Source organism: Pseudomonas sp. S2_C11 (genome assembly GCF_054668395.1).
The window spans coordinates 2,435,384-2,457,838 of sequence record NZ_CP162765.1; the positions used below are offsets into that span (position 1 = coordinate 2,435,384).

Genomic DNA, 22,455 nt, shown 5'->3' on the forward strand with positions numbered 1-22,455 from the left:
CGCTTGATACACACCAACAGCGGCGCTTAACAAATCTTTCACAAGCCCTTGGGGATACTTCGCCCCATTCTGGCCGTGCCTGCGTGTACGGCCTCTGTTCGTCGGTGTCATGGAAGCGTTTCCGGCGTGGGTCTGATGATTGAGCTGGAGCGCTGAATGGCATTGTTCAAACGCAGCAAAACGACTGCGACCGGTTTCGACTGGGCCGGATTCATCTGGTTGTTCGTCTTCTTCTGGTACTTCTCGGGCATCACTCAACTGCTGATCCAGCTGACCGGCACGTCTGGTTTCACGGGATTTCGTCAGGCATTCGTGATGAGCGCGCTGTGGCTGGCGCCGATGCTGCTGTTCCCCAAACAGACGCGTCTGCTTGCGGCAATCATCGGTGTGGTGCTGTGGGCTTGCTCGATGGCCAGCCTGGGTTACTTCTTCATTTATCAGCAGGAATTCTCGCAGAGCGTCATCTTCATCATGTTCGAGTCGAACGTGTCGGAAGCGGGCGAGTACATGACGCAGTATTTCGCCTGGTGGATGATCCCGGCGTTCCTCGCCCATACCGCGTTCGCCTACTTTCTGTGGACGCGGCTGCGCCCGGTGTACATGCCCCGTGGTCGCGCACTGGTTGCAGCCACCGCAATCGTGATCGCCGTCGCCGGCTACCCGCTGATCAAACAAACCATGCGCATGGGCAATTTCGCCGAAGGCTTCGAGAAATTCGAAACCCGCATCGAGCCCGCCGTGCCGTGGCAGATGGCCGTGGCGTATCACCGCTATCTGGAAACGCTGGGGGACATGCAAGGCATGCTCGACAGTGCCAGCAAGATCCCGCCGCTGAAAAACCTCAAGGACGCCTCGCCCGGGCAACCGGCGACGCTGGTGCTGGTCATCGGTGAATCGACCAACCGCCAGCGCATGAGCCTCTACGGTTATCCGCGCAACACCACGCCGGAACTGGACAAACTCAAGGATCAACTGGCGATCTTCGACAACGTCATCACTCCGCGCCCGTACACCATCGAAGCGCTGCAGCAAGTGTTGACCTTCGCTGACGAGCAGAACCCCGACCTGTACCTGTCGACGCCATCGCTGGTCAGCGTGATGAAACAGGCCGGTTACAAGACGTTCTGGATCACCAACCAGCAGACCATGACCAAGCGCAACACCATGCTCACGACCTTCTCCGAACAGGCCGACGAGCAGGTGTACCTGAACAACAACCGCAACCAGAACTCGGCGCAGTACGATGGCGACGTCATCGAGCCGTTCAACAAGGCGCTGGCCGATGCGGCGCCGCGCAAGCTGATCGTCGTGCATCTGCTCGGCACGCACATGAGCTACCAGTACCGATATCCGCCGACGTTCGACAAGTTCAAGGATCGCCAGGGCGTTCCGGCTGGCGTGCGTGACGATCAGGTACCGACCTACAACAGCTACGACAACGCGGTGCTGTACAACGACTTCGTGGTCTCAAGCCTGATCAAGGACTACGCCAAGACCGACCCGAATGGCTTCCTGCTGTACCTCTCCGACCACGGTGAAGATGTCTTCGACTCCGCCGGTCACGGCACGCTGGGGCGCAACGAAAACAAACCGACCGCGCCGATGTACACCATCCCGTTCATGGCCTGGGCCTCGCCGAAGTGGAAGGAAAACCACGACTGGAACTTCGCCGGCGACCTCAGCCGCCCGTACAGCAGCTCGCAACTCATTCACACCTGGGCGGATCTGGCCGGGTTGAGTTCCGATGAACTGGATCGCAGCAAGAGCCTGGTCAGCGACAGCTTTGTACCGCGCAAGCTGTTGATTGGCGACCCGTACCAGGCGCCGAGGCGAGCGTTGATTGACTTCAGTTTGATGAAGCCCAAACACCCTGATCCGGCGGAAGTCGCGCAGAAGTAAAACGACAAAGGGCCGAGAAGGCCCTTTTTTGTGCCTATCGACCGCGTTGTTTCTGTAATACGCCGCAATATTTGTGCTGAACCAGCGTTAACCCATTGTTAATGGCCGCGACGCAGACTTCTTTCGCGGTCTGCTTCACGGACGAACCGACTCCCACTTGTTCAGTAGGAGGCACCATGAAAACCACCACTATCATCTTCACCACCCTGCTAGCCCTCGGCTCCACCAGCGCCTTCGCTGAAGGCGGTGCCGAACGTATGCGTTATTACTACGACAATTTCCCGGTCCAGCACGCGCAAAGCGAGCAGAAGACCGACGCCAGCGCGAAAGAAATCCGCGTCCCTGCTGACCAGACGGCGCAGGTGACCGAGTCCTATCGCGACTGAGCTTTACCGAGCAACCGATGGACCTTCCGTGGCTCCGCTCTGGCCCGGGAGATGACAGTTCAGGCGCCCTGATCGGGGCGCCTTTTTTTATGTTGGTGATTGGCGGTGAGGAGCCTTCAGGCCTGCAAATCCTTTATCCAGAACAGCATCCGCCCGTGATCTGGATTGAACATCCCCGGTGCAAAGCCGAATTTGCGATATGAACCCTGCGCCACCGCATTGCCTTCCAACACTTCCAGGGTGATCTTGCAGCAGCCACGCTGACGAGCGATTTCTTCAACTTTCTGCAGCATTTTCTGACTGAGCCCAAGGCCACGAAATTTGCCGACCACGGCGACGTCGTGAACGTTGACCAGCGGTTTACAGGCGAAAGTCGAGAAGCCTTCAAAGCAGTTGACCAGCCCGGCCGGTTCGCCGCCGACGAAGGCCAGCACGCTGAAGGCATGCGGGCGGCGGGCGAGTTCTTCGGGCAGGCGTTGCAGCAGTTCGGGCGCGATCGGATGACCACCGCCCATGGGATCTTCGGCGTAGTGGTTGAGCACGATGCCGATGGCTTCGGCGTGCACCGGGTTGCTGTAGCTGGCCTGAAGTACGAGTATTTCTGCGGAATCCATTTCCATCCCCGATAAGCAAAAAGCCCCGGCGCGCAAGGTGCTAGCTGAAAGGCCTGGGGGGGACCTTAGCTTGGGTGCGCCGGAGAGGGCAACTTGAAAAGCTGCGATCTTTTGCGGTCAGTGGCCCCAGATCAGCTCTTCGGTCCAGCCCAGTTCGGCGAAATCTTCGGCACGCAATGCGCTTTCGCCGACACAGAAAAATTCATCCAGTTGCGGTGGCTTGACCGCCGTGCCGCTGAGCATGGCGTGCACCTGGCCACGATGATGGAGCTGGTGCTCGAACAGGTGCGAGAGCATGCGCAGGCGGCTGTCATGTTGCGGCATGTCACGGGCGATGGTGACGATTCTCGACAGGTCGGCATCGCGCAGTTGCTCGCAATAGGCGATCAGGCGGCGATCAACGCGGGCCTGTTCTGCACGCAGCGCCGCAGCCTCGGTAAACGGCTCGTCTGCATTGAAGAAAACATAGCAATCAGGGTGTGGCTCGTCACCGCGCAATTCCCGCTCCAGCGCGTCGACGTAGAACCAGTCGCAAGTGAGGATGTGGTTGAGCGTGAGGCGGATGCTGGGGAAGAAGCTCACCCGTGGCGCCGCCAGTTCAGTGGTGTCGAGCTGGCTCCAGGCCTTTGCCAGGCGGTGATTGGCCCAGGCATTCTGATAGGCCATGGTCAGCAAATGATGGGACAGCGGTTGACTCATGTCGGCGCCCTCTTCTTTCAGGCTTCAGCGAAGCGCTGCAATTGCATCTCCTGCAAACGGCTGAGGGTGCGGCGGAACGGGAATTCCAGGTAGCCCTCGGTGTATAGCGCGTCCATCGGTACGCTTGCCTCGACGTACAGCGGCACCTTGCGGTCGTAGCATTCGTCGACCAGCGCGATAAAGCGGCGAACGCCGTCGTCATGCACCGATAACTGCGGCAATTCCCGGTCACCGGCGACCACGCGCTCAGCGCCATCTTCGGTGCCCCGCGCAATGCGCCCTTCGCGTTTTTGTGCGCTGAGGTTCGGCACTTCGCTCAACAGAATAGCCCGGTAGCGATCACACAGGGCAATGAAGTCCATGGCGGCGAAAGGTTGTTCGCACAGATCGCTGTAGCGGCACCACAGCACCGATTCGCTGGCTTGCACGACGTTGAGTGTGCGGTGGCCCACGGCGACTGGCTCATCGCTGACAGTCTCATCTGCAGCCAGCGACTTGAACACGGCACTCAGTGCGCAGGGCGAATCGGCCTTGTTGACAAAATAGCGCTGCTCGATCGCTCCGGGATGCAAGCGATGATCCTCGGCGCCATTCACCGCCACCACTGTCATGTGTGCCTTGATCGCCGCAATCGCCGGCGTGAAACGGTCGCGATTGAAGCCGTCCGCGTACAGGTCATCAGGCGGCAGGTTGGACGTGCAGACCACCACTACGCCTTCCTCGAACATCACTTGAAACAGCCGGCCGAGAATGATGGCGTCGCCGATGTCATTGACGAACAGTTCATCGAAGCACAGCACGCGCACTTCAGCGGCCAGCTCTTTGGCCAAAGCGCGCAACGGATCGGCGATGCCACTGAGTTGAAACGAACGCTGATGCACCCAGCCCATGAAGTGATGAAAGTGCTGACGCCGCGCCGGCACGCGCAGGCTCTGATAGAACTGATCCATCAGCCAGGTCTTGCCGCGCCCGACCGGCCCCCACAGGTACACGCCGCTGATCGAAGGGGCACCGGCGTGCAAGGCTTCATGGCATTTCTGTAACGCCCAGACCGCGTGTTCCTGAGCTTCATCCTGGATGAAACCCTTGTGGTCGACTGCGTATTGCCAGGCACTGAGGGGGGAGTCGAAAGTCATGCGCGGGAGTATGCCACGGGCGATTGGCCATTGCTGGTCGAGGCACGCATGATCGTTCCCGCGCTCTGCGTGGGAATGCCTCAAGGGACGCTCCGCGTTCCAGCTCTGGAAGGGACGCGGAGCGTCCCGGGCTGCATTCCCACGCGGAGCATGGGAACGATCAGAACAAGGGAGAGGCAACAAAACCTGACCTTTCAGGCAGTTATTGCTCGTTGCCCTCGCCGCCCTCTTCCGGCATTCTGCGCACCCATTTTCTGACCCGGCCCCGCCTTGCGGCGCGCACATCACCATGACCGCCTCTGACAAAACCCCGCGCAACAACGACCTGATCTACGGCCTCAACGACCGTCCGCACCTGACCGCCACGGTGTTCGCCGCGTTGCAGCACGTGCTGGCGAGTTTCGTCGGCATCATTACCCCGACCCTGATCATGGGCGGCGCCCTCGGTCTGCACAGTGAAATCCCCTACCTGATCAGCATGGCACTGTTCGTCTCCGGCCTTGGCACCTTTGTCCAGGCCAAGCGCTTCGGCCCGGTGGGTTCCGGTCTGCTGTGTCTGCAAGGCACCAGTTTTTCCTTTATCAGTGTGATTCTCAGCGCCGGGTTCATGGTCAAGGCGCGTGGCGGTGGCACTGACGAAATCCTCTCGACGATCTTCGGCGTGTGCTTCTTCGCTGCCTTCATCGAAGTGGTGCTCAGCCAGTTCATCGGCAAGCTGCGCATGCTGATCACCCCGGTAGTCACCGGCACGATCATCACGCTGATGGGCCTGTCGCTGATCAAAGTGGCGATGACCGACATCGCCGGCGGCTTCGGTGCGCCAGATCTTGGCGCGGCCAGCCATGTGTTTCTGGCGGCGCTGGTGATCGGCACCATCGTTGTGCTGAACCGAGTCGACGTGCCGTTTCTGCGCCTGGGCGCGATCGTCATCGGCCTGACGCTCGGCTACGTGGTGGCATGGCTGATGGGCACGGTGGATTTCGCTTCGATGCCTGAAGTGCCGCTGGTCAGCGTGCCGGTGCCGTTCAAGTACGGTTTCAACTTCGATTGGGTGGCGTTCGTGCCGGTGGCGGTGATTTTCCTCGTGTCGCCGCTGGAAGCGGCTGGTGACCTGACCGCCAACTCGATGATCTCGCGGCAACCGGTGAAAGGCCCGTTGTACATCCGCCGGATCAAATCCGGCCTGCTCGCCGATGGTCTCAACTCGGCCATGGCGGCAGTGTTCAACAGCATGCCGATGGTGACCTTTGCGCAGAACAACGGCGTGATCCAGTTGACCGGCGTGGCCAGCCGCTACGTGGCGTTTTTCATCGCCGGGCTGCTGGTGTTGCTCGGTTTGTTCCCGATGATCGGCGCGGTGCTGCAACTGATGCCGAAACCGGTGCTGGGCGGCGCTGAGCTGGTGATGTTCGGCACCGTCGCCGTGGCCGGGATCAAGATCCTCGCCGAGGCCGGCCTGCATCGACGCAACATGCTGATCGTGGCGATCTCGCTGGGCATGGGCCTGGGCATCGCGGCGGTGCCGGAAGTCCTGCGCGAATTGCCGCAAGCGCTGCGCAACATCTTCGAATCGCCAATCACTGTCGGTGCGTTGTGCGCTATCGTGCTGAACATCTTCCTGCCGGAAGAATTCATCGAGCTGGAAGAAGATGATTTCGACCCGGAAGCGTCGATTCTGCAGGTCATGGAAAACCCCGACGTCGCCGCCAAAGGTGAACCCGGCCAAGCGGCGGCTGTCGCACAGTTGAACCGCTGACGTCACGCCTCGAAAAAAGGGCTGCACCGGCGACGGTTCAGCCCTTTTTTTGTCGAGAGATTTTTATGCGCCGCGTCCACGCCGTCATCCTGTCGCTTCTGCTGTTGTCGCTCAGCGCCTGCGCGCTGTTTCCCAACCGCGATCCGGTGAACATCAACGTGGTCGGCCTCGAACCGTTACCCAGCCAGGAACTGGAAGTACGCTTCGCGATCAAGCTGCGCGTACAGAACCCCAATGAAACGGCGATCGATTACAACGGCATCGCCCTGGATCTGGAGGTCAATGGTCATTCGCTGGCTTCGGGTGTGAGCGATCAGAGCGGCTCGATCCCGCGTTTCTCTGAAGCCATTGTCACGGTGCCGGTCAGCGTCTCGGCGTTCTCGGTGCTGCGCCAGACATTGGGGCTGAGCCAGACGCAAAGCCTCGATAATCTGCCCTACGTGCTGCGCGGCAAACTGGCGGGCGGGTTGTTTGGCACGATGCGCTTTACCGACAGCGGCAAGTTGAGCCTGCCCAAGGCGAGTGCGGCGACCTGGTAAAAGTTTTCTGATCGCGCACCGATCCCTGTGGGAGCTGGCTTGCCAGCGATAGCGGTGCATCTGCCAAAAAGATGTCGACTGACATGGCCCCATCGCTGGCAAGCCAGCTCCCACAGGTTCAAAACAAGTATCAAGGTCAGGAGTTGAACCGCACCCCCGGCTTCGCACGCTCATCAACGGTCAACTCGAAGACATCCGGCCGCGCGTAGTGACCGACCACATCGTAGTCATACCGCGCGCGGATCAGTTCATCAGTGTCGATTTCCGCCGTGAGCAAGCCCGCTTCCCCGCGCAACGGCCCCGCCAGCACATCGCCCATCGGACCGACGATCACGCTGCCACCGGCAATCAACGGTCGATCACCCGGCCAATTGGCAATCTCCACCCCCAAATCATCCGGCGAGGCCTGCACCTGACAGGCGCTGACCACGAAACAGCGGCCTTCGTGGGCGATGTGGCGCATGCTGACCTGCCACATCTCGCGCTCGTCCACGGTCGGCGCGCACCAGACCTCAACGCCCTTGGCATACATCGCCGTGCGCAGAAGCGGCATCATGTTTTCCCAGCAGACCACGGCGCCAAGCTTGCCGACCTGGGTGTCGAACACCGGCAGCGTCGAGCCGTCACCCTTGCCCCAGATCAGTCGCTCGGTGCCGGTGGGCATGAGCTTGAGGTGTTTGCCGAGCAGCCCGGCCTGCGGATCGAAATACAGCACCGTGCAATACAACGTGCTGCCAGCGCGCTCGATTACGCCGATCACCAGATTGGCCCCGGTGCGCGCTGACAATCCGGCCAGCGCGTCGGTTTCCGCGCCCGGTACATCAATGGCGTTGGCAAAATAACGCGCAAAGGCCTCACGCCCCTCGGGCAGTCGGTAGCCCAATTGGGTGCCGAAGCCCTCGCCTTTCGGGTAGCCACCGAGCAGGGCTTCCGGCATCACCACCAACGCGGCGCCGGATTCGCGGATTGCGTCTTCCCAAGCAAGGATCTGTTCAAGGGTTTCGCCTTTGCCGCCGGGCAAGGCACCGATCTGCAACGCCGCCACTATGGATCTGGCCATCGTATTTACTCCATCAGGTTCAGGTGTTGCCGATTCTCCGGCGTCACGCGATCATGAATAAAGCCCTGCCGACTGCTGAATGATATGAGCCAAATGAATATCGCCGACATTGACCTCAACCTGCTGAAAGTCTTCGAAGCGCTGCACGACGAATCCAGTGCCAGTCGCGCCGCCCTGCGCCTGGGCGTAACGCAATCGGCAGTCAGCGCGGCATTGCGCCGCTTGCGTGAGGTGTATGGCGATCAGTTGTTCGTGCGCACCGGGCGCGGACTGGCGCCGACCCTGCAAGCCAATCAGCTGAAACCGGTGATCAGCGATGCGCTCAACAAATGCCGGCAAAGTCTGGCCATGCTCGATCCGGCGGCCAATCAATACGAAGGACGCTCGGTGGCGATCGGTCTGTCAGATGATTTTGAAATTGCCTACGGGCGCCACTTGATCGAGGAAATCGCCCGCCGTGCGCCGAAGCTGCGGTTGATATTTCGCCAGACCCACAGCCAGATCGTTGCCCGCGCGCTGATGGAACGCAGCATCGACCTGGCGATCACTGCCGGCGGCTTTTCCGAGCGCCTGCTCAGTCGTCAGGTGTTGGGGGAAGGCGGATATGCGTGTCTGGTCGACCCTGCCAGTCTCGCGCCAGGCCAACAGCAGATCGCGTTGCAAGAGTTCGTTGAACGCGAGCACATTCTGGTGTCGTCGGGCGGCTTTATCGGTATCACCGATGAGGGATTGGCGGCAGTGGGCTTGAGCCGGCGAGTCTGCGCGTCGACCACGCATTTCGCCCCGCTGCCCTTCCTGCTCAAGGGCAGTCAGGCGGTGGCGACCATCCCGGCCCATGCCGCCGCAAGCATCGCGGCGCTGAGCGGGCTGGCGTTGCTGCCCTGCCCTTTGGCTTTACCGCGCTATCCGGTGGAACTGGGCTGGCGCACCAGCACGCAGATCGATCCGGTGCTGTTCAAGGTTCGCGAGGCGATTGCCGCCACGTTCAGCCAGGCGTGAAGCGGATTATTTGTTCGCCGCCATCAGGCGATTGACTTCACTGCGCACCATGTTGGCGAACTCCGGCGGCGACATGCCGTCCAGTTCGGCGCGGACCCACTCCGCCCATTTGCCCTTGCGCTTGGAGCGCTCCCCAAACAAGCGCGCGGCTTCGCCTTTGGCTTTGCCCAGATTGTTCTGCCAGAGTTCGAACAGACGGGATTTCTCATCTTCCAGCGCTGCGCGCTCTGCGAGGGATTTGTCGGCCAGATTGAAACTCATGGGGATTTATCCTGCTGCGTAAAATGGCGACATCTTACACGCTCGATGGAAATCTCCGGTGCAGGTTTTTCCCTTCTCCACGAATGACATGCAACTTTTGGCCTGCCGCTACACTCCATTGGTCACTGTCCATTCACCTGCAAGGAGTCACCCAATGGCCCGTAAAACCGCCTCGCAAGCTGCCGAAGAGCAAATCAAGGATCAAGCTTTCAGCGAGCTTCAGGCTCTGATCGAAGAATCGGACAAACTGCTCAAGAGCAGCGCTTCACTGGTCGGCGAAGAAGCAGAAACACTGCGTGCACAAATCGCCCAGAAACTGCAGCTGGCACTGGATTCGGTATCCAGCGTGCGCGATCGCACCAAACCCGCCGTCGAAGCCACCGAAAACTACATCGGTGGTCACCCTTGGCAAACCGTGGCGATCTCCGCCGGTTTCGGCCTGGTGGTGGGCCTGCTGCTCGGCCGTCGCTGAGTTCCAGCGCTATAAAAAAAGCGAGCCTTCCGGTTCGCTTTTTTTATGCCAACCGCTTTGCTTTTCGATTACTGAATTCAACTCGGTATCCCAAGCGGCGTACCTCGCTCAAACCACGCGGTCAGTCCCCTCTCCCCCCGGGAGAGGGCTAGGGTGAGGGGCTTTTGACCTTGTCACTGCAATCGTCAGAACAACAAAAGACTCACTCCCCCGCCAACTCCCGCAACTGCCCCAGCGTCTGCTCATCCAGTACGATCCCTTGCGCCATTGAACGACTGCGCTGCAAATGCCGGCGATCCCCCGGCAGCCGCTTGAGCCCGACCCCGTGCATCTGCCGTACCAATTCCTCGCTGCGCTGGGCAAAGCTCTGCCCCGCCGCTTTGCTCGGGTCGATGACGATCAACAGCTGACCTGTCCACGGGGTTTTCGCGCCGGGATGGTTGGACCAGTCAAACTCGAATGAGAAATTGCCGCCGGTCAATGCCGCCGCCAGCAACTCGACCATCATCGACAGCGCCGAGCCTTTGTGCCCGCCGAACGGCAACAAGGCGCCGCCTTCGAGAACCGCTTTGGGGTCCTGGGTCGGCTGGCCGAGGCTGTCGACACCCATGCCGGCCGGGAGTTTTTCACCTTTACGGGCTGCAATTTGCACATCGCCATGGGCGATGGCGCTGGTGGCAAGGTCGAACACAATCGGCGCGGCGTTGGCCCTTGGCGCGGCGAAGGCAATCGGATTGGTACCGAACAATGGCCGATCAGCGCCATGGGGCACCACGCAGGTCATGCTGTTGACCACGCTCAGCGCCACCAGACCTTCGTCGGCGAAGGGCTCGACATCCGGCCACAAAGCGGCGAAATGATGCGAGTTGCGAATCGCCAGCACCGCGATCCCGGCATGACGCGCCTTCTCGATCAGCAGTGGTCGGGCCGCTGCCAACGCTGGCTGGGCAAAACCGTTGCCAGCGTCAACCCGGACAAACCCCGGCGCGACATCTTCAACCTGTGGCACGGCATGGCCATTGACCCAGCCGCTTTTCAGCGTCGAGACATAACCGGGGATGCGAAACACGCCATGACTGTGAGCGCCGTCGCGTTCGGCGTTGGCGCAGTTGGCGGCCAGCACCCGGGCGACTTCGCTGGAAGTGCCGTGGCGCAGAAAAATCGTTTCAAGCAGTTGCGTCAGCGCCTCGAGGGACACTGTGGACGAAGCATGATCGTGTGGCGCAGACATCTGAAGCTCCAGAATGATTATTGGAGGGAACAACAGCGTACGGTCGATTTTTGCCCACCGATTAACCGCGCCCGAGCTGCCAGCTGTCAACCCTTCGATTGATCGGCATCCGCTGGCGCGCCCAGATGCACATTTCACTGTCAGCGGGTGCGGTAACTATCTACCGCAAGTTCTCCAGCCTGCGCATCTACTGTTGAGTTCCAGCCCGATGGCGCCCGTTCTGAGTTGCAATGATGTCCACCCCGACTGCCCCGCTGTTGTTTCCAGTGATATTCGATTCACCCGGCCTGCACGCTGACCTCGGTCCGGCACACGGTCTCAACAGCAAAGACTTCGACTGGCTTGCACATGCGCAACTCGCTACGCAATCACTGCGCAACAAGCAAACCCCGCCAATGCTGGCCGAACGCATCCTGCTCAACGCCGACAAGCAACTGGCCTTGCCGCTGGCAGGCAGCTTCATACTCAGCGCAGGGCCGGATGACAACGGCGTGTTTCTCTATACGCCCTACGATGGCCTGAAAAAATTCGCTGACCGGCAAGCCCTGACTGATGCCCTGCAGAAACGCCTCGACAACGCCAGGGAAAACGATGATCTGCTGGCTTTCCTCTCGGTTTCATTGCGCAAGGAACTGGTGGAAAAACGGGGTATCACTCTGACTTGCGAAACCATCGAAGGTGATGTGTTCGAGGACCAGCAATTGGCAATCGGCGACTCTCTGGAGAGGTGCGCCCGTGACCTGCTGGACGAGCTCAAACGCCTGCCATCCCTTGCAACGCTGCTGGAAAAGATTCTCGACGAACTGCTCGAAGGGCATTTTGGCGCGTTGCAACAGTCGCTAACCCGGGTCGGTTTCTATTCGGCGACCTCCTCTGCGGACAAACAGTGGGTCGACGCGCTGTCGCTCAGTGAGGCGCTGCTGCTGCACTTTCATCGCCAGGGCTGGCCGCACGGTCAGACCGTAGAATTTACCCATCCCGCTCGTTCGGTCAGCGAAGACGATCAGTCTGCCTGGACCCATGCGATCGAGTCCGCATCGGGAAAATTGACCATGCTGTTGTTTCGGCAGCTTGAGATCTATTGGAATGGCGCCTCATTCGAGGGCTCGCCCAGACGTACTTTCTTCAGCCAGACGCTACAGGATCAAGCGCGAGCCGATCTGATGATCAAGCGCGAAACGCAGATCCTCACTGCCAGCGAATTCGACGCCCTGCACTGTCTGGTCCGTGAGCCAAGCGTTGCAGTGCGGCGGCCAACGTTCGAAACCGTGTGCCTGAGCGAAGAGACAGCCTGTGTCGAGCTGGCCGGTTCGCTGATGATCAATCATGACAAGGCTTATCTCTATACGCCCAGCCAGGGCCTGCAGGTACTCACCGACTACGCCGACCTCAAACAGACACTGACCGCCAAACTGCGAGCTGCCGGGCACGAAGACGAGCTGTACGGGCTGATGAACCTGCAAGAGCGCAATCGCTACCTTGGCTTCACTAACGCACAGGTATCCGGGGAAAACATTGGCGGTGAGATCATGACGACGCTGTTCGAGACCATCATCACCAAGCAACGTCAGAACGTTGAATTCGTTCTGCAGCGTTTTCGTCAGAGCGAGCGCACCACTGACATCCATGCGCTCTTCGACAAGGCGTTGGATATCCGCTCAATGATTCATGAACGGCTGCTCAAGCTCGACGTCAATCAGCGCTGGAGTACCCGGCCGTTGTTTACCAGTACACCGCCATCGTCACTCGTGCAGGCAGACAAGGCTGCGCAGCAGGCGGCACTTCTGGGGCGGACGCTGGATAATCTGACCAGCCACTTCAAAGACCAGCCGACCGCGCACGCCGCAGAACAGCGCGTCTTTCTCGAAGGCATTCTGTGGAAACTGGCCCAGGCATTCGAAGACGGCCTGCGTGGTGAGGCGTACCTGCGCAGCCTCAGCGGGTCATGGCTGGAGGCGGAACGAAAGATCGTCGACACCGTGTTCGATTCCAGGCACCCGACACGCAGGGACCGCCAGTCACTCAATGGTTTTCGCCCCGATGCCTGGTCACTGACCCTCAACGGAACCGAGCCCAACGCTGCGCTGCCGCTCGCTCACTGTGTGCTGCTGACCGAGCGCGGCGGCATGGACGTGAAACATTCCGGGCGCGCCATCCTCTGGACACCGGCCCTGGGCCTGGAGCTGTTTGACGACATCGCCAATGCGCAAAAGCAATTGCAACAACGACTGGACGACAACAATCAGAGTCACACGCTGCTGGAAAATCTGCCAAAGGCGCAACACAGACTGGACCAGCAATACACACTGGGCGAGTTTCAATTGATTAATGGCAGTGTCTCCCGAGACCGCATGCAATCTGCCATTGAACAGTTCCTGGCGGAATGTGAACTGCTGCGAGTTTGCATCAAGGAGCCAAAGACATTGGCGAGCTTCCTTGATCAAATGAAGAATGCTGTCATCGATACCAACCTGCGACGCGCGATCGATCTTGCAAGAACCCTTTCGCGTCATCTGGATTACCCGGACTGGTTGCGAATGGCCTCGGCGGCGGAGCAACGCACGCAACTCGCGCTGCTGGATGAACTGCGGCATGCGTTCATCGATGGCAAGGATTTCCTCGATGAGGTCCCGGCGCTGGCCACTCATATCGAGCAGACCCTCAAAACCCTGCTCGATGCCCGCTTTCCAGGCAACGGGCTCAAGCCACAGGACATCCGGATCACCCCCAATCTGATATTGGCCGGCCCTGCCTGCAACTTGCTGGAATTTGCCTTGCATCACTACAACGTCGTGCAGGGCAGCGGTTTCAAAGTCGCCTCGACAACGGCCACAGCCTTACCAAAAGAGTTTGCCCAGGCCGCGGTACGGCAATTACTGCAATCTCTTGATGTTGCTACCACCTACACCGCGAAAGTCACCGAAGCGCTGTCAGCCGACAGCCCGTCTGCTCGCACCAGCAAAGAACGATTCTTGCGCCAGTTGCCCTGGCAACTGATGCAACACGCCCACTCGATGAAATTGCAGCAACAGCTCTCGGATACCGGCTATGACTACATTTGCCAGGTCCTCGACATGCCCGACGCGATAGCGCGCGCTGCGGTCGAGGGCGTTCATGCCATCGCCTGTCCGCTATCGTTGATCAAGACCCCAGGCGCTGATTGCGTCGACACACTCGGTTTGTATGTCTTCGGTCCGGGCGCAGGGCAAACAGGCCCCCGGATCCTCTATGCGCCTTACTCCAGGTATGTGTTTCGCGAATTCGAAAACGAAGCGCAGCTGATCGAGGCACTGAATACCCCCGGGCACTTCCAGGATTTGATCATCCGGCGTCTGCCTGAAGCTCAGCAGGCGATATTCAAGAGCCTGTTGAAAACAACGATCGGCAAAGACAGTGAAATCACTCTTCATGGCGCGCCCATCAATGGCAACGTGCTCGAGCGGTTTCACCAGGACACTCTGCGTCTTCTGCCGCAACTGTTGCGCAGCCAGCCACAGATCAATGGCCAAGCGGATTGGGAAGCGGTGAAGTTTCTCTTCAGTCACGGCGTGCGCCTGGTGCCACATTTGCTACCGGGCAAACTCGCGTCCGGTTTTTTTCTGTGGCGAAGCTACCAGGACTTCAAGGCGTCCGCCGAAGGCCTTCAGGATCACCACTGGGCAAATGCCCTGAAAAGCTTCATCGCAGGGGCGATTACCCTCTTCAGCCTGGGACGTCTGTCATGGGAAAGCGAGGCAGAAACGGCCGGCTCCGAATTCGCCGCAGAGGCGCAAGCACCTGCGGGTACAGCCACAACGGTGCAAGTCTCCTCTCGCTGGGCAAAGGTGTCGCCCGTCACGCCCGCTCGGATTGATCTGCAGCCCTTTGAAAGCAGTACGGCGCTGGAATCCCTCAAGCTTGATGCCAATAAGCTGGTCTATGGGGATTCGTCGACGACGCAGAAATACGCCGCCATTGCCGGCAAGGTGTATCCGGCAGTCCAGGTCGAAAAAGACTGGTATTTGCGCAAAAAAGACGGCAGTCAGGGGCCGGCACTCGAAGAGAAAAATGCCCGTCTGGTTGTTGCAAGCGCCAGCCAGCCGGTTCATCGCTGCCGATCAAAACGTCGTGACCCTGCTCAACATGAAGTCGAGGAAAACCGCTCAATAGAAATGTATATCCAGGCCAGAGGCATGGCCCAGATCCACCGTCGCTATCCGGCCAGGGCGTTCGTGATACAGCAAGCCGTAAACCGTGCAAGAGAATACGCAGTCAACTGCCTGCATAACTACGTTACACAGCGCAGCCATCCTGCGGGCACACGGCTGGAGACGGTTTTGAAGGAGTTCTTCGAGGTGCATGAGGTAACGCCCTTGCTGCTCACAAAACTCGAGAAAGTGATAATTCCTGTCTGCCAGGAATTGACGAACCCAAAAGATGATTTGCTCTACACCGAGCGCTTCTTTACTGGTCTGAATGGGCCTGGCAGCGCCAATACCGTTGCTTTCGTTTTCAAACAGGACAAACAAAAAATAATTCATCTCACCGAGGTTTTTTTCAATCCCAGAATGGACAAATACACCGCCCATCTGCCTCCTCGATTCAATGTTGATTCACACGCACGCGCGGTAACGATTATCCATGAACTCTCGCATCTGGTTTGCGACAGCGAAGATCTGGTGACGGTCCAGGCCATGGGGCCTTATCTCGACCTTATCGACACGACGACGGCAGAGGGGCAAGCGGCCAAGGACTCGCTTGAACGTTATCGCAGGTTATTGTCGCGCTACGGCAATCTCTCGCACCTGTTTGCGGTGAAATCCGATAACCACGTCTGGACCGATCTGGACAAAATGCCGACGCATGCCGCGGATTACCTGAAAATCCTCAGCCTTACCAAAACCACAAACCTTGCAGACGCGCGCCGAGCGTTTCGCAGTCCTGTTTCAGCAGATGCGCGGGTCGACGTGATGCTCGCCAACGCCGACTCGATCGCCCTGCTCATCAGCGAACTGGGGCGCCAGCTCGACCCGCTTCCCGCGCCCATACCGCTATCGGCGCCGGTTGCAGATCAGGCGGGATCCTCGCAAGCGCTGGCGTGACGACAAAAAAAATGCGCCGGCGTAACGCCAGCGCATTGCTCATGACCAGATTCAAAAGTGATTACGGTCGGTTAGTCCTTCTGTTCGCGCAGCACATTGCCCGAGGCGCCGTCGATGCGGAACTCGTAGGCGGTGCCATCGGCCTTGCGCCCTTTGCCTTCCCAGTAGCCATCATTATCGGCGCCGATCTCATAGACTTCGACATAGCCGGCTTTGGTCTTGGCGACCTCGATGGCTTTTTCGATGGTGATCCAGCCTGCGCCCGGCTTGTCCGCCAAGGCGGCACCGGCGCTGAGCAGACCGGCAGTGGCAATCAGGGCTGCGAATGTATTTTTGATCATTTTTTCACTCCATTTATGGATAGTAGGCAGTTGCTTCCTGTTTTTTTGGGCGCCACAGGGAAAAATAAGTTCCACGTTGATGGGTAAATGCCATGACGGATGTTCTCGGCAGCCTGCCGGCGAGGTTAGAATGAGCGAAATCAGGACGAGTCAATGACCCAAGACACTCTCTCGGAAGCCGAATACGATGCGATCACCGATGCCGCCGCGCACTGGTGCATGCGTCTGCACGCCGCTGACTGCACGGACGAGGAGCGTCGCGCATTTGAGACCTGGCACGCTGCACATCCTTTGCATGCCTTCGAATACGAAGCCATGCAAGAAATCTGGGAAGTCGCCGGAGATCTGCCTCGAACCGAGCCCGAGGCACTCGCGGCGCAGCGCAAGCCTTCGCGTTCGTGGCGCAAGTTCGCGGTCATTGCTGGCGCCTGCGCCCTCGCCTTGCCACTCGCGGCCTACAGCGGCTGGAGTCTGGGCTGGGTGCCTGACAGTTATCAGCATTACGCCGCCACCGACAGTGTGCGTCAGATCACCCTGAGTGACGGCAGCCAGCTAGAACTCAACCTGCACACCGACCTGAGCTTCAGCAATTACAAACATGAACGTCGCGTCACCCTGAACAAGGGCGAGGCGTTTTTTAATGTCAGCCATGACGCGTCTCATCCATTCGTGGTTCGCGCCGGCGACGGCAAGATCCGCGTGACCGGTACGCGGTTCAATGTGTGGATGTACGAAGATCAGGTGCGGGTCAATCTGATCGAAGGTTCGGTGCTGGTCAGCAGCAATCGCGACTTGCCTGGCGACGGTCTGCGCCTCAGTCCCTCGATGCAGGCGCGCTACCGGCATGGCGATTACGCGCCGCAAATCAGTCAGACCTACCCTGGCGATACTTCGCTGGCGTGGCGCAGCGGCCGATTGGTGCTCGACAACCTTGCGCTGCACGACGCCCTGCCGCTGATCAACCGTTACCTCGACAAGCCGTTGATGCTGGCCGACACCAATACCGGCGCGATCCGCGTGGGCGGCGTCTACAACATCAAAGAGATGAACCACCTCGCCAACAGCCTGCCGAAAGTGCTGCCGGTCTATTTGACGCGCAACAAGGAAGGCAACCCGGTAATCAATTCGATGCCGCAACGCCCGCCGAAAAGCTGAAGGCCGCGTCCCTTGCGGGAGGCGGCCTTCGTTTGTTTCGAGCTGTGACTGTTTTACTGCGCTGCCACCTTCCCTGCCTGATCCTGCTTGATCGTCTGCACCTGATATTGCGGATCCGCCTGGATCTGCTGTTCGGTGAACGGCAGAACACTCCACTGCTTCTTCGAAAATGCAGCAGTCTGATCCCGCGAGTATTTCGACATCGGATCACTGGATAACGAGAACGCCAACAGTCCTTGGGCGTGCGGGCCTTTTTCATCGAAGCTCACAACTTGCAGATAGCTGGTGCCGCTGACCACTTCAAGTTTGCCGTCTTCGCGGGGCACGCTTTGCATCGCGTTGTAGATGCCCAGCGTCCCCGGCCCGCCATGAATCGGCGTTTGCTGCCCGCCGCTGCTGACCACCTGGACATCACCCCAGCGCGTGTCGGGTTTCAGGCCCATTTTTGCGACCCGCTCAACCGACGCGAGCATCGCTTCACGCAGTGCTTTGGCGACGGCAGGTTGTTCGACTGCCAGGCCGCGAGGAGTGTGTTGCGCATCTGCCGGATTGAATGCAACACGCCAGATATCCGCTGATTCAAGCAGCGCCTGCATGATGTTCTGAAAATGCACCAGACCGAGCCCGGAATCCAGATTTGCGCGGCCGTCCCAGGCTTTGAGGCTGGCGCACGCGGACTTGAGTGTCGCGGCATCGCTGCCCAGATCGGCGCCGCAGAACTTCCGCAGATCGGGCATGACCTGCGCGGCCAGATAGACCTGATCGTCCATGACCATGTGCTGCAGATCCTTGACTGCCAGCGGGCCTTTCTTGCTCAGTTCAGCCAAACGATCAAGCGCGAATCGTGAGCGCAGGCCCAGCGGTTGTCCTTCCTGACTGATCAGCGGTGAATAGCCGGTGAGCGGTTGAGCCGGGTTGGCCTGCCATGCCGAATCATTGGAGTGCTGAACGAAATCCCTGCGCAGCAATTGCGGCAACTGGCTGGAAGCGAAGATGCCCTTCTGCGCCGCGTGCGGATCGACATCCCAGGCACAGCCGCTGTTGGAACCGTCCAGCACGATCATGCGCAGACCGAGGCGTGGGTCGCTGCACTTGGCCAGTTTTTCCGCGCTTACGTTCGGTACCACCGACAGGTTCATGTACAGCGTCTGGCCCTTGTCATCCACTGCCAGGGTGTTGACCCACGGAATGCCCTGGATCTTGTGCACCGCGTCTTGCAGATCCTTGAGATTGCTGGCCTGGTTCATCGCATACCACTGTTCGAGCACGCGGTCGTTGTCGAGGTTGGCATCGCGCAAGCTGTAGGCATATTGCCTGTCCCAGTCGAGCTTGCCCGGCCATTGCACGATCGGGCCGAACTGCGAGCTGTAGATGTCGCGCGCAACCGCTACGACCTGTCCGTCAGCCTGCTTGACCTGCACGGTAACCGTCTGTTTGTTCAGCGGCAGCGACTTGCCATCGAGCAAATACCGAGTCGGATCCTTTGGATCAAGTTGCAGGCGATACAAGGTGAAGTGTTTCGACGAATCGACGGTGTGGGTCCAGGCCAGATGCTGGTTGAAACCGATATTGATCATCGGCAATCCCGGCAAAGCGGCGCCCATCACATCAAGCTTGCCGGGGATGGTCAGGTGCATCTGATAAAAGCGCATCCCCCCGACCCATGGGAAATGCGGGTTGGCCAGCAACATGCCACGGCCATTGAACGAGCGCTCGCTGCCGACCGCCACAGCGTTGCTACCGCGATCCAGAGCAAAACGTTGCTGACGCGCGTCGGCCAACTGGAACGCCTCGGTGTCGTGCTTCACCTGCGCGGTCACTTGCGGCGGCGTCGCGCCAGCAAGGGCTTCGGCGAACTGCCCCACCCCGCCTTCAACCAGCAGGCGCCGCGTCAGTTTGACCAGATCCTCGGCGCTGATGTCACGTACCCACTCGCCCTGGCATTGCTGCGGCAACCCTTGCTGACGGCGTTCAGCCAGATAGCGGTTGTAACCGGCGGCGTAGCCTTCAACCAGATCATGCACCTGCGCCGGTTGTGCCTGCCAGAATTCTTTGACTGTTTCAGGGGTATTGAGCCAGGTGAAGAACACATCACTGACGCGGTTTTGCCGTTGTTCAACAGTGAACTGCTCCGGGCCGAAATATTGGGAGCGCTGACCATTGACCGTGACGATCTCGTTGGCCAGCAGGCACAGATTGTCCTGGGCGTAGGCGTAACCGATGCCGAAACCCAGACCGCGTTCGTTTTCGGCGCGAATGTGCGGCACGCCGAAACTGGTGCGGCGAATATCGGCGCTGGTTTGTGCAGCCGGGCTCAGTGCATGGGCCGACAGGCTCAGCCCGAACAAGGTGCTGGCGAGGGCCAGCCCGGTAAGTTGCCTGGAAATAATCACGCTCGCTCCTGATCGAAAGGTCGATTGCCCCTGCGTCCACGCGCAATGAGCCTGTCGAAGAAACGAAGCTGAGGGAAAAAATTTAGCGGGTAGCCCATTGGGGCAATGCCGTCATCACAAGGCTGAGACGAATTAGCGACGAAATTTCTACATCTTTTCTTTCATGATTTGTCGTGCTGAAACGTCTTGTTTAGAGAGCGCAACAAAACCTTTCCCGATCTGGCTCTGAAAAGGAGTAATCGCATGCACAACTCGCAACTACCAACGGACGGTAGCCAGACGCCACAGGGCGTTTCCATGAGTTCGCACACCGGCAATTTCAGCCAGCGCGGCGAGCGTCCGGGCAATGAGCGTATTCGCGTGCTACTGAAGAGCTTCGGCCTGCGCACCAGCCTGATTCGCCTGAAAGTCATCGACGCGCTGCTGGTGGCGGCACAGAGCAATCGTCGCCTGGGCGTACGTGGCGTACATAGCCAGTTGCTCGATCTGGACGTGCCGCTGTCGTTTCTCAGCGTGCGAGAAGTGCTTAAACGCTTGTGCGCCGAAGGCGTGATCACCTTCAACGCCGACAAGAGTTACAGCCTGCACCCGCAGGCTGCTGCGGTCCTCAACCACGAATGAGGCTCGCCTTCAGGGCTTGACCTTGCGGCGCATCACGCCGTTGATGATGACCACCACGACCGCCACGCCGATTGCCACGTACTGGAAAGTCTTCTCGGTGATCATGCCGGCATTCTGCAGCCAGGACAGGCCCAGCATGATCGCCAGTACCGACAGAGCGATCAGAATCGAATAAATCAAGCGTTGCTTCTGGGTCATTGCGGTTTCCTGAAACATTGAAATGTAGCCGGTTGCGCGCCGAGCGTTTCCCGGATGAGGGGGATGCGCCGGGGCAAACGGGTGCTCATGTTACCGCCCCTGAGGTTTTTTGGCTGCATGGGCACCCAACCCTGAGACATGCCCGCCCTCCCTGATCCAGCGCAAACAATGCCCGCACTGACGCGGGCATCGTTGTTTGCGCCGCAATGGCAGCCAGGTAAACAGGTTTCACGCCGCGCCAATCCTTTAAACATGCCGTAAGTTTTTGAAATCTGCTGACGCAGCAAACGGCTAGGTCGGCTGTGCGCCTGCGCCTAGGCTCTGCGAACTTCCTACCACTCATAAAACAGGGATGTTCATGCAGAGAACACTTATCAATATCGGCCCCAGACAGGTTGCGGGTTTCTGTCTGGCGCTGACCGCTTTCGAACTGCTCACTTACATGGCCAGCGATGTGATCATGCCAGCGATGCTGGATGTCACCACCGACCTCGACGCGGACGTGCGGCATGTTCCCCATGCCTTCAACCTGTATCTGTTGGGTGGCGTGTGCCTGCAATGGTTGCTCGGCCCGTTGTCCGATCAATACGGCCGACGACCACTGTTGTTGTCGGGCAGCGCGCTGTTCGGATTGTCGTGCGCGGCAGCTTTTTTCACCGACAGTATTGGAGCGTTCAACCTGTTGCGGCTGTTGCAAGGCATGGGTCTGGGGTTTGTCGTCGCAGTCAGCTATCCGGCGCTACAGGAGGTGTTCTGTGAAGCGGACGCCGTCAGGCTGATGGCGTTGCTCGGCAATGTTGCGTTGTTATCGCCGCTGCTCGGGCCGCTACTGGGGATCCTGTTGCTGGAATGGCTGAGCTGGCGGGAAATCTTTCTGCTGCTGGGATTCACGGCAGCGCTGGTCTGGCTCGTTCTGTTGCTGTGGATGCCGGAAACCGTAGGCGTCGAGCGCCGCGATGGTCATCGAACACCCCGTGTGCCCTTCTCCTGGCGTTGCACTTCACGGCGCTATGGCGCGTTGTTGGGCAACCCGCGTTTTCTCTGCGCCAGTCTGGCGCTGGGCCTGATGAGTCTGCCCCTGATCACATGGATAGGCCTGGCACCGTTGCTGCTGGTGCGGGTGCTGGAACTGCCGCCGCTGGAATATGGCCTGTGGCAGATTCCGGTTTTCTCAGCGGTGATTGCCGGCAATCTGATTCTCGACCGCTTGCTGCAGACTCATTCGCTGACGCAATTGATTCAACTGGCGCTCTGGCCGTTCTGTCTGGGCCTTCTGTTTCTGGCCGCGTGCGCATTGTTCGGCGCGGGGCTTGGTCCGGTGGTGGCGAGTTTGTCGCTGTACGCCGTCGGGCTGGGCATGAGCAACGCGGCGGTGTATCGCCTGGCGCTGTTTGCCAGCGACGACAGCAAAGGTCTGGTGTCGGCGCTGACCGGCATGATTTCGATCGCCGTCATGGGCCTTGGCGGTTCGCTGATTGCGGCCATCGGTGGCGGCGGCCGTCTTGAATACTTCGCTCTCTGGGCCGCATTCGGCGGGCTGATGTGCCTGCCCATGGTGTACCGGCTCCTGCAAACCACCACAGCTGATGTGGCCTCGCCTCAGTAAGGAACACT

General features: G+C 59.4%; 19 protein-coding genes. 10 read left to right on the forward strand and 9 right to left on the reverse strand.

The features are described 5' to 3' along the window. Positions 1–156 precede the first annotated feature (156 nt). Complete coding sequence (locus tag AB4N48_RS11030) at positions 157–1,899, forward strand: phosphoethanolamine transferase CptA (protein WP_252869507.1); 1,743 nt, start codon at positions 157–159, stop codon at positions 1,897–1,899. 176 nt (positions 1,900–2,075) lie between these two features. Beyond that, the gene (locus AB4N48_RS11035) at positions 2,076–2,285 is read left to right on the forward strand and encodes a hypothetical protein (protein WP_252869506.1); all 210 of its coding nucleotides are present in this window, start codon (positions 2,076–2,078) and stop codon (positions 2,283–2,285) included. Between the two features lie 116 nt (positions 2,286–2,401). On the opposite strand, the gene AB4N48_RS11040 is transcribed toward AB4N48_RS11035, so the two are convergent. From AB4N48_RS11040 to zapE, 3 genes are all read right to left on the reverse strand, one after another. Then, the gene (locus AB4N48_RS11040; protein ID WP_024012903.1) at positions 2,402–2,899 is read right to left on the reverse strand and encodes a GNAT family N-acetyltransferase; all 498 of its coding nucleotides are present in this window, start codon (positions 2,897–2,899) and stop codon (positions 2,402–2,404) included. Positions 2,900–3,016: 117 nt separating this feature from the next. Next, positions 3,017–3,598, reverse strand: a complete 582-nt coding sequence (locus AB4N48_RS11045) for a DinB family protein (RefSeq protein ID WP_056785884.1) — start codon at positions 3,596–3,598, stop codon at positions 3,017–3,019. Positions 3,599–3,615: 17 nt separating this feature from the next. Further along, entirely contained in the window at positions 3,616–4,734 is a 1,119-nt protein-coding gene (zapE, locus tag AB4N48_RS11050) for a cell division protein ZapE (protein WP_353187702.1), read from the reverse strand. Positions 4,735–5,023: 289 nt separating this feature from the next. On the opposite strand from zapE, the gene AB4N48_RS11055 reads away from it, so the two are divergent. Both AB4N48_RS11055 and AB4N48_RS11060 read left to right on the forward strand, forming a co-directional pair. Then, a complete protein-coding gene (locus AB4N48_RS11055; RefSeq protein WP_016774665.1) occupies positions 5,024–6,490 on the forward strand; it encodes a nucleobase:cation symporter-2 family protein in 1,467 nt (488 codons plus the stop codon). A 65-nt stretch (positions 6,491–6,555) separates the two neighbouring features. Beyond that, the gene (locus AB4N48_RS11060) at positions 6,556–7,029 is read left to right on the forward strand and encodes an LEA/WHy family protein (RefSeq protein ID WP_024012900.1); all 474 of its coding nucleotides are present in this window, start codon (positions 6,556–6,558) and stop codon (positions 7,027–7,029) included. A 136-nt stretch (positions 7,030–7,165) separates the two neighbouring features. Here the strand turns inward: AB4N48_RS11060 and AB4N48_RS11065 are convergent, their stop codons facing one another. Then, a complete protein-coding gene (locus tag AB4N48_RS11065) occupies positions 7,166–8,089 on the reverse strand; it encodes a carbon-nitrogen hydrolase family protein (protein WP_460095429.1) in 924 nt (307 codons plus the stop codon). A gap of 84 nt (positions 8,090–8,173) precedes the next feature. Between AB4N48_RS11065 and AB4N48_RS11070 the strand changes: the two genes are divergently transcribed. Next, on the forward strand, positions 8,174–9,088 hold the full coding sequence (locus AB4N48_RS11070; protein ID WP_460095430.1) for a LysR family transcriptional regulator: 915 nt from the start codon (positions 8,174–8,176) through the stop codon (positions 9,086–9,088). Positions 9,089–9,094: 6 nt separating this feature from the next. Here AB4N48_RS11070 and AB4N48_RS11075 read toward each other — a convergent pair whose 3' ends face one another. Then, positions 9,095–9,349 carry a hypothetical protein gene (locus AB4N48_RS11075; protein WP_003224595.1) on the reverse strand — a complete coding sequence of 85 codons (255 nt, stop codon included), beginning with the start codon at positions 9,347–9,349 and terminating at the stop codon, positions 9,095–9,097. 154 nt (positions 9,350–9,503) lie between these two features. Here AB4N48_RS11075 and AB4N48_RS11080 point away from each other — a divergent pair, with 154 nt between their 5' ends. Further along, a complete protein-coding gene (locus tag AB4N48_RS11080; RefSeq protein WP_016774661.1) occupies positions 9,504–9,821 on the forward strand; it encodes an ElaB/YgaM/YqjD family protein in 318 nt (105 codons plus the stop codon). Between the two features lie 202 nt (positions 9,822–10,023). On the opposite strand, the gene AB4N48_RS11085 is transcribed toward AB4N48_RS11080, so the two are convergent. Then, the gene (locus AB4N48_RS11085; protein WP_460095431.1) at positions 10,024–11,052 is read right to left on the reverse strand and encodes an Ldh family oxidoreductase; all 1,029 of its coding nucleotides are present in this window, start codon (positions 11,050–11,052) and stop codon (positions 10,024–10,026) included. Between the two features lie 233 nt (positions 11,053–11,285). On the opposite strand from AB4N48_RS11085, the gene AB4N48_RS11090 reads away from it, so the two are divergent. Beyond that, positions 11,286–16,133 carry a dermonecrotic toxin domain-containing protein gene (locus AB4N48_RS11090; RefSeq protein WP_460095433.1) on the forward strand — a complete coding sequence of 1,616 codons (4,848 nt, stop codon included), beginning with the start codon at positions 11,286–11,288 and terminating at the stop codon, positions 16,131–16,133. A 71-nt stretch (positions 16,134–16,204) separates the two neighbouring features. Here AB4N48_RS11090 and AB4N48_RS11095 read toward each other — a convergent pair whose 3' ends face one another. Continuing rightward, a complete protein-coding gene (locus AB4N48_RS11095) occupies positions 16,205–16,474 on the reverse strand; it encodes a PepSY domain-containing protein (protein WP_236168861.1) in 270 nt (89 codons plus the stop codon). Between the two features lie 153 nt (positions 16,475–16,627). On the opposite strand from AB4N48_RS11095, the gene AB4N48_RS11100 reads away from it, so the two are divergent. Further along, entirely contained in the window at positions 16,628–17,629 is a 1,002-nt protein-coding gene (locus tag AB4N48_RS11100) for a FecR family protein (RefSeq protein ID WP_236168862.1), read from the forward strand. A gap of 53 nt (positions 17,630–17,682) precedes the next feature. On the opposite strand, the gene pvdQ is transcribed toward AB4N48_RS11100, so the two are convergent. Next, positions 17,683–20,022 (reverse strand): bifunctional acylase PvdQ, encoded by a 2,340-nt coding sequence (gene pvdQ, locus AB4N48_RS11105; RefSeq protein ID WP_460095434.1) that lies wholly within the window; start codon positions 20,020–20,022, stop codon positions 17,683–17,685. A 243-nt stretch (positions 20,023–20,265) separates the two neighbouring features. Between pvdQ and AB4N48_RS11110 the strand changes: the two genes are divergently transcribed. Beyond that, entirely contained in the window at positions 20,266–20,643 is a 378-nt protein-coding gene (locus AB4N48_RS11110) for a fe2+ zn2+ uptake regulation protein (RefSeq protein ID WP_460095435.1), read from the forward strand. A 9-nt stretch (positions 20,644–20,652) separates the two neighbouring features. On the opposite strand, the gene AB4N48_RS11115 is transcribed toward AB4N48_RS11110, so the two are convergent. Then, the gene (locus AB4N48_RS11115; RefSeq protein ID WP_041480969.1) at positions 20,653–20,841 is read right to left on the reverse strand and encodes a hypothetical protein; all 189 of its coding nucleotides are present in this window, start codon (positions 20,839–20,841) and stop codon (positions 20,653–20,655) included. A 358-nt stretch (positions 20,842–21,199) separates the two neighbouring features. On the opposite strand from AB4N48_RS11115, the gene AB4N48_RS11120 reads away from it, so the two are divergent. Then, complete coding sequence (locus AB4N48_RS11120; RefSeq protein ID WP_305383076.1) at positions 21,200–22,447, forward strand: MFS transporter; 1,248 nt, start codon at positions 21,200–21,202, stop codon at positions 22,445–22,447. Positions 22,448–22,455: the final 8 nt, after the last annotated feature.

What these genes read in the sequence shown, in the direction of transcription:
- AB4N48_RS11060 (WP_024012900.1), top strand. Translation starts at nt 6,556, where the DNA reads ATGCGCCGCGTCCACGCCGTCATCCTGTCGCTTCTGCTGTTGTCGCTC.
- AB4N48_RS11085 (WP_460095431.1), bottom strand. Translation starts at nt 11,052, where the DNA reads ATGTCTGCGCCACACGATCATGCTTCGTCCACAGTGTCCCTCGAGGCG.
- AB4N48_RS11075 (WP_003224595.1), bottom strand. Translation starts at nt 9,349, where the DNA reads ATGAGTTTCAATCTGGCCGACAAATCCCTCGCAGAGCGCGCAGCGCTG.
- AB4N48_RS11100 (WP_236168862.1), top strand. Translation starts at nt 16,628, where the DNA reads ATGACCCAAGACACTCTCTCGGAAGCCGAATACGATGCGATCACCGAT.
- AB4N48_RS11120 (WP_305383076.1), top strand. Translation starts at nt 21,200, where the DNA reads ATGCAGAGAACACTTATCAATATCGGCCCCAGACAGGTTGCGGGTTTC.
- AB4N48_RS11115 (WP_041480969.1), bottom strand. Translation starts at nt 20,841, where the DNA reads ATGACCCAGAAGCAACGCTTGATTTATTCGATTCTGATCGCTCTGTCG.
- AB4N48_RS11095 (WP_236168861.1), bottom strand. Translation starts at nt 16,474, where the DNA reads ATGATCAAAAATACATTCGCAGCCCTGATTGCCACTGCCGGTCTGCTC.
- AB4N48_RS11110 (WP_460095435.1), top strand. Translation starts at nt 20,266, where the DNA reads ATGCACAACTCGCAACTACCAACGGACGGTAGCCAGACGCCACAGGGC.
- AB4N48_RS11045 (WP_056785884.1), bottom strand. Translation starts at nt 3,598, where the DNA reads ATGAGTCAACCGCTGTCCCATCATTTGCTGACCATGGCCTATCAGAAT.
- zapE (WP_353187702.1), bottom strand. Translation starts at nt 4,734, where the DNA reads ATGACTTTCGACTCCCCCCTCAGTGCCTGGCAATACGCAGTCGACCAC.
- AB4N48_RS11080 (WP_016774661.1), top strand. Translation starts at nt 9,504, where the DNA reads ATGGCCCGTAAAACCGCCTCGCAAGCTGCCGAAGAGCAAATCAAGGAT.
- AB4N48_RS11040 (WP_024012903.1), bottom strand. Translation starts at nt 2,899, where the DNA reads ATGGATTCCGCAGAAATACTCGTACTTCAGGCCAGCTACAGCAACCCG.
- AB4N48_RS11035 (WP_252869506.1), top strand. Translation starts at nt 2,076, where the DNA reads ATGAAAACCACCACTATCATCTTCACCACCCTGCTAGCCCTCGGCTCC.
- AB4N48_RS11055 (WP_016774665.1), top strand. Translation starts at nt 5,024, where the DNA reads ATGACCGCCTCTGACAAAACCCCGCGCAACAACGACCTGATCTACGGC.
- AB4N48_RS11090 (WP_460095433.1), top strand. Translation starts at nt 11,286, where the DNA reads ATGTCCACCCCGACTGCCCCGCTGTTGTTTCCAGTGATATTCGATTCA.
- AB4N48_RS11030 (WP_252869507.1), top strand. Translation starts at nt 157, where the DNA reads ATGGCATTGTTCAAACGCAGCAAAACGACTGCGACCGGTTTCGACTGG.
- AB4N48_RS11070 (WP_460095430.1), top strand. Translation starts at nt 8,174, where the DNA reads ATGAGCCAAATGAATATCGCCGACATTGACCTCAACCTGCTGAAAGTC.
- AB4N48_RS11065 (WP_460095429.1), bottom strand. Translation starts at nt 8,089, where the DNA reads ATGGCCAGATCCATAGTGGCGGCGTTGCAGATCGGTGCCTTGCCCGGC.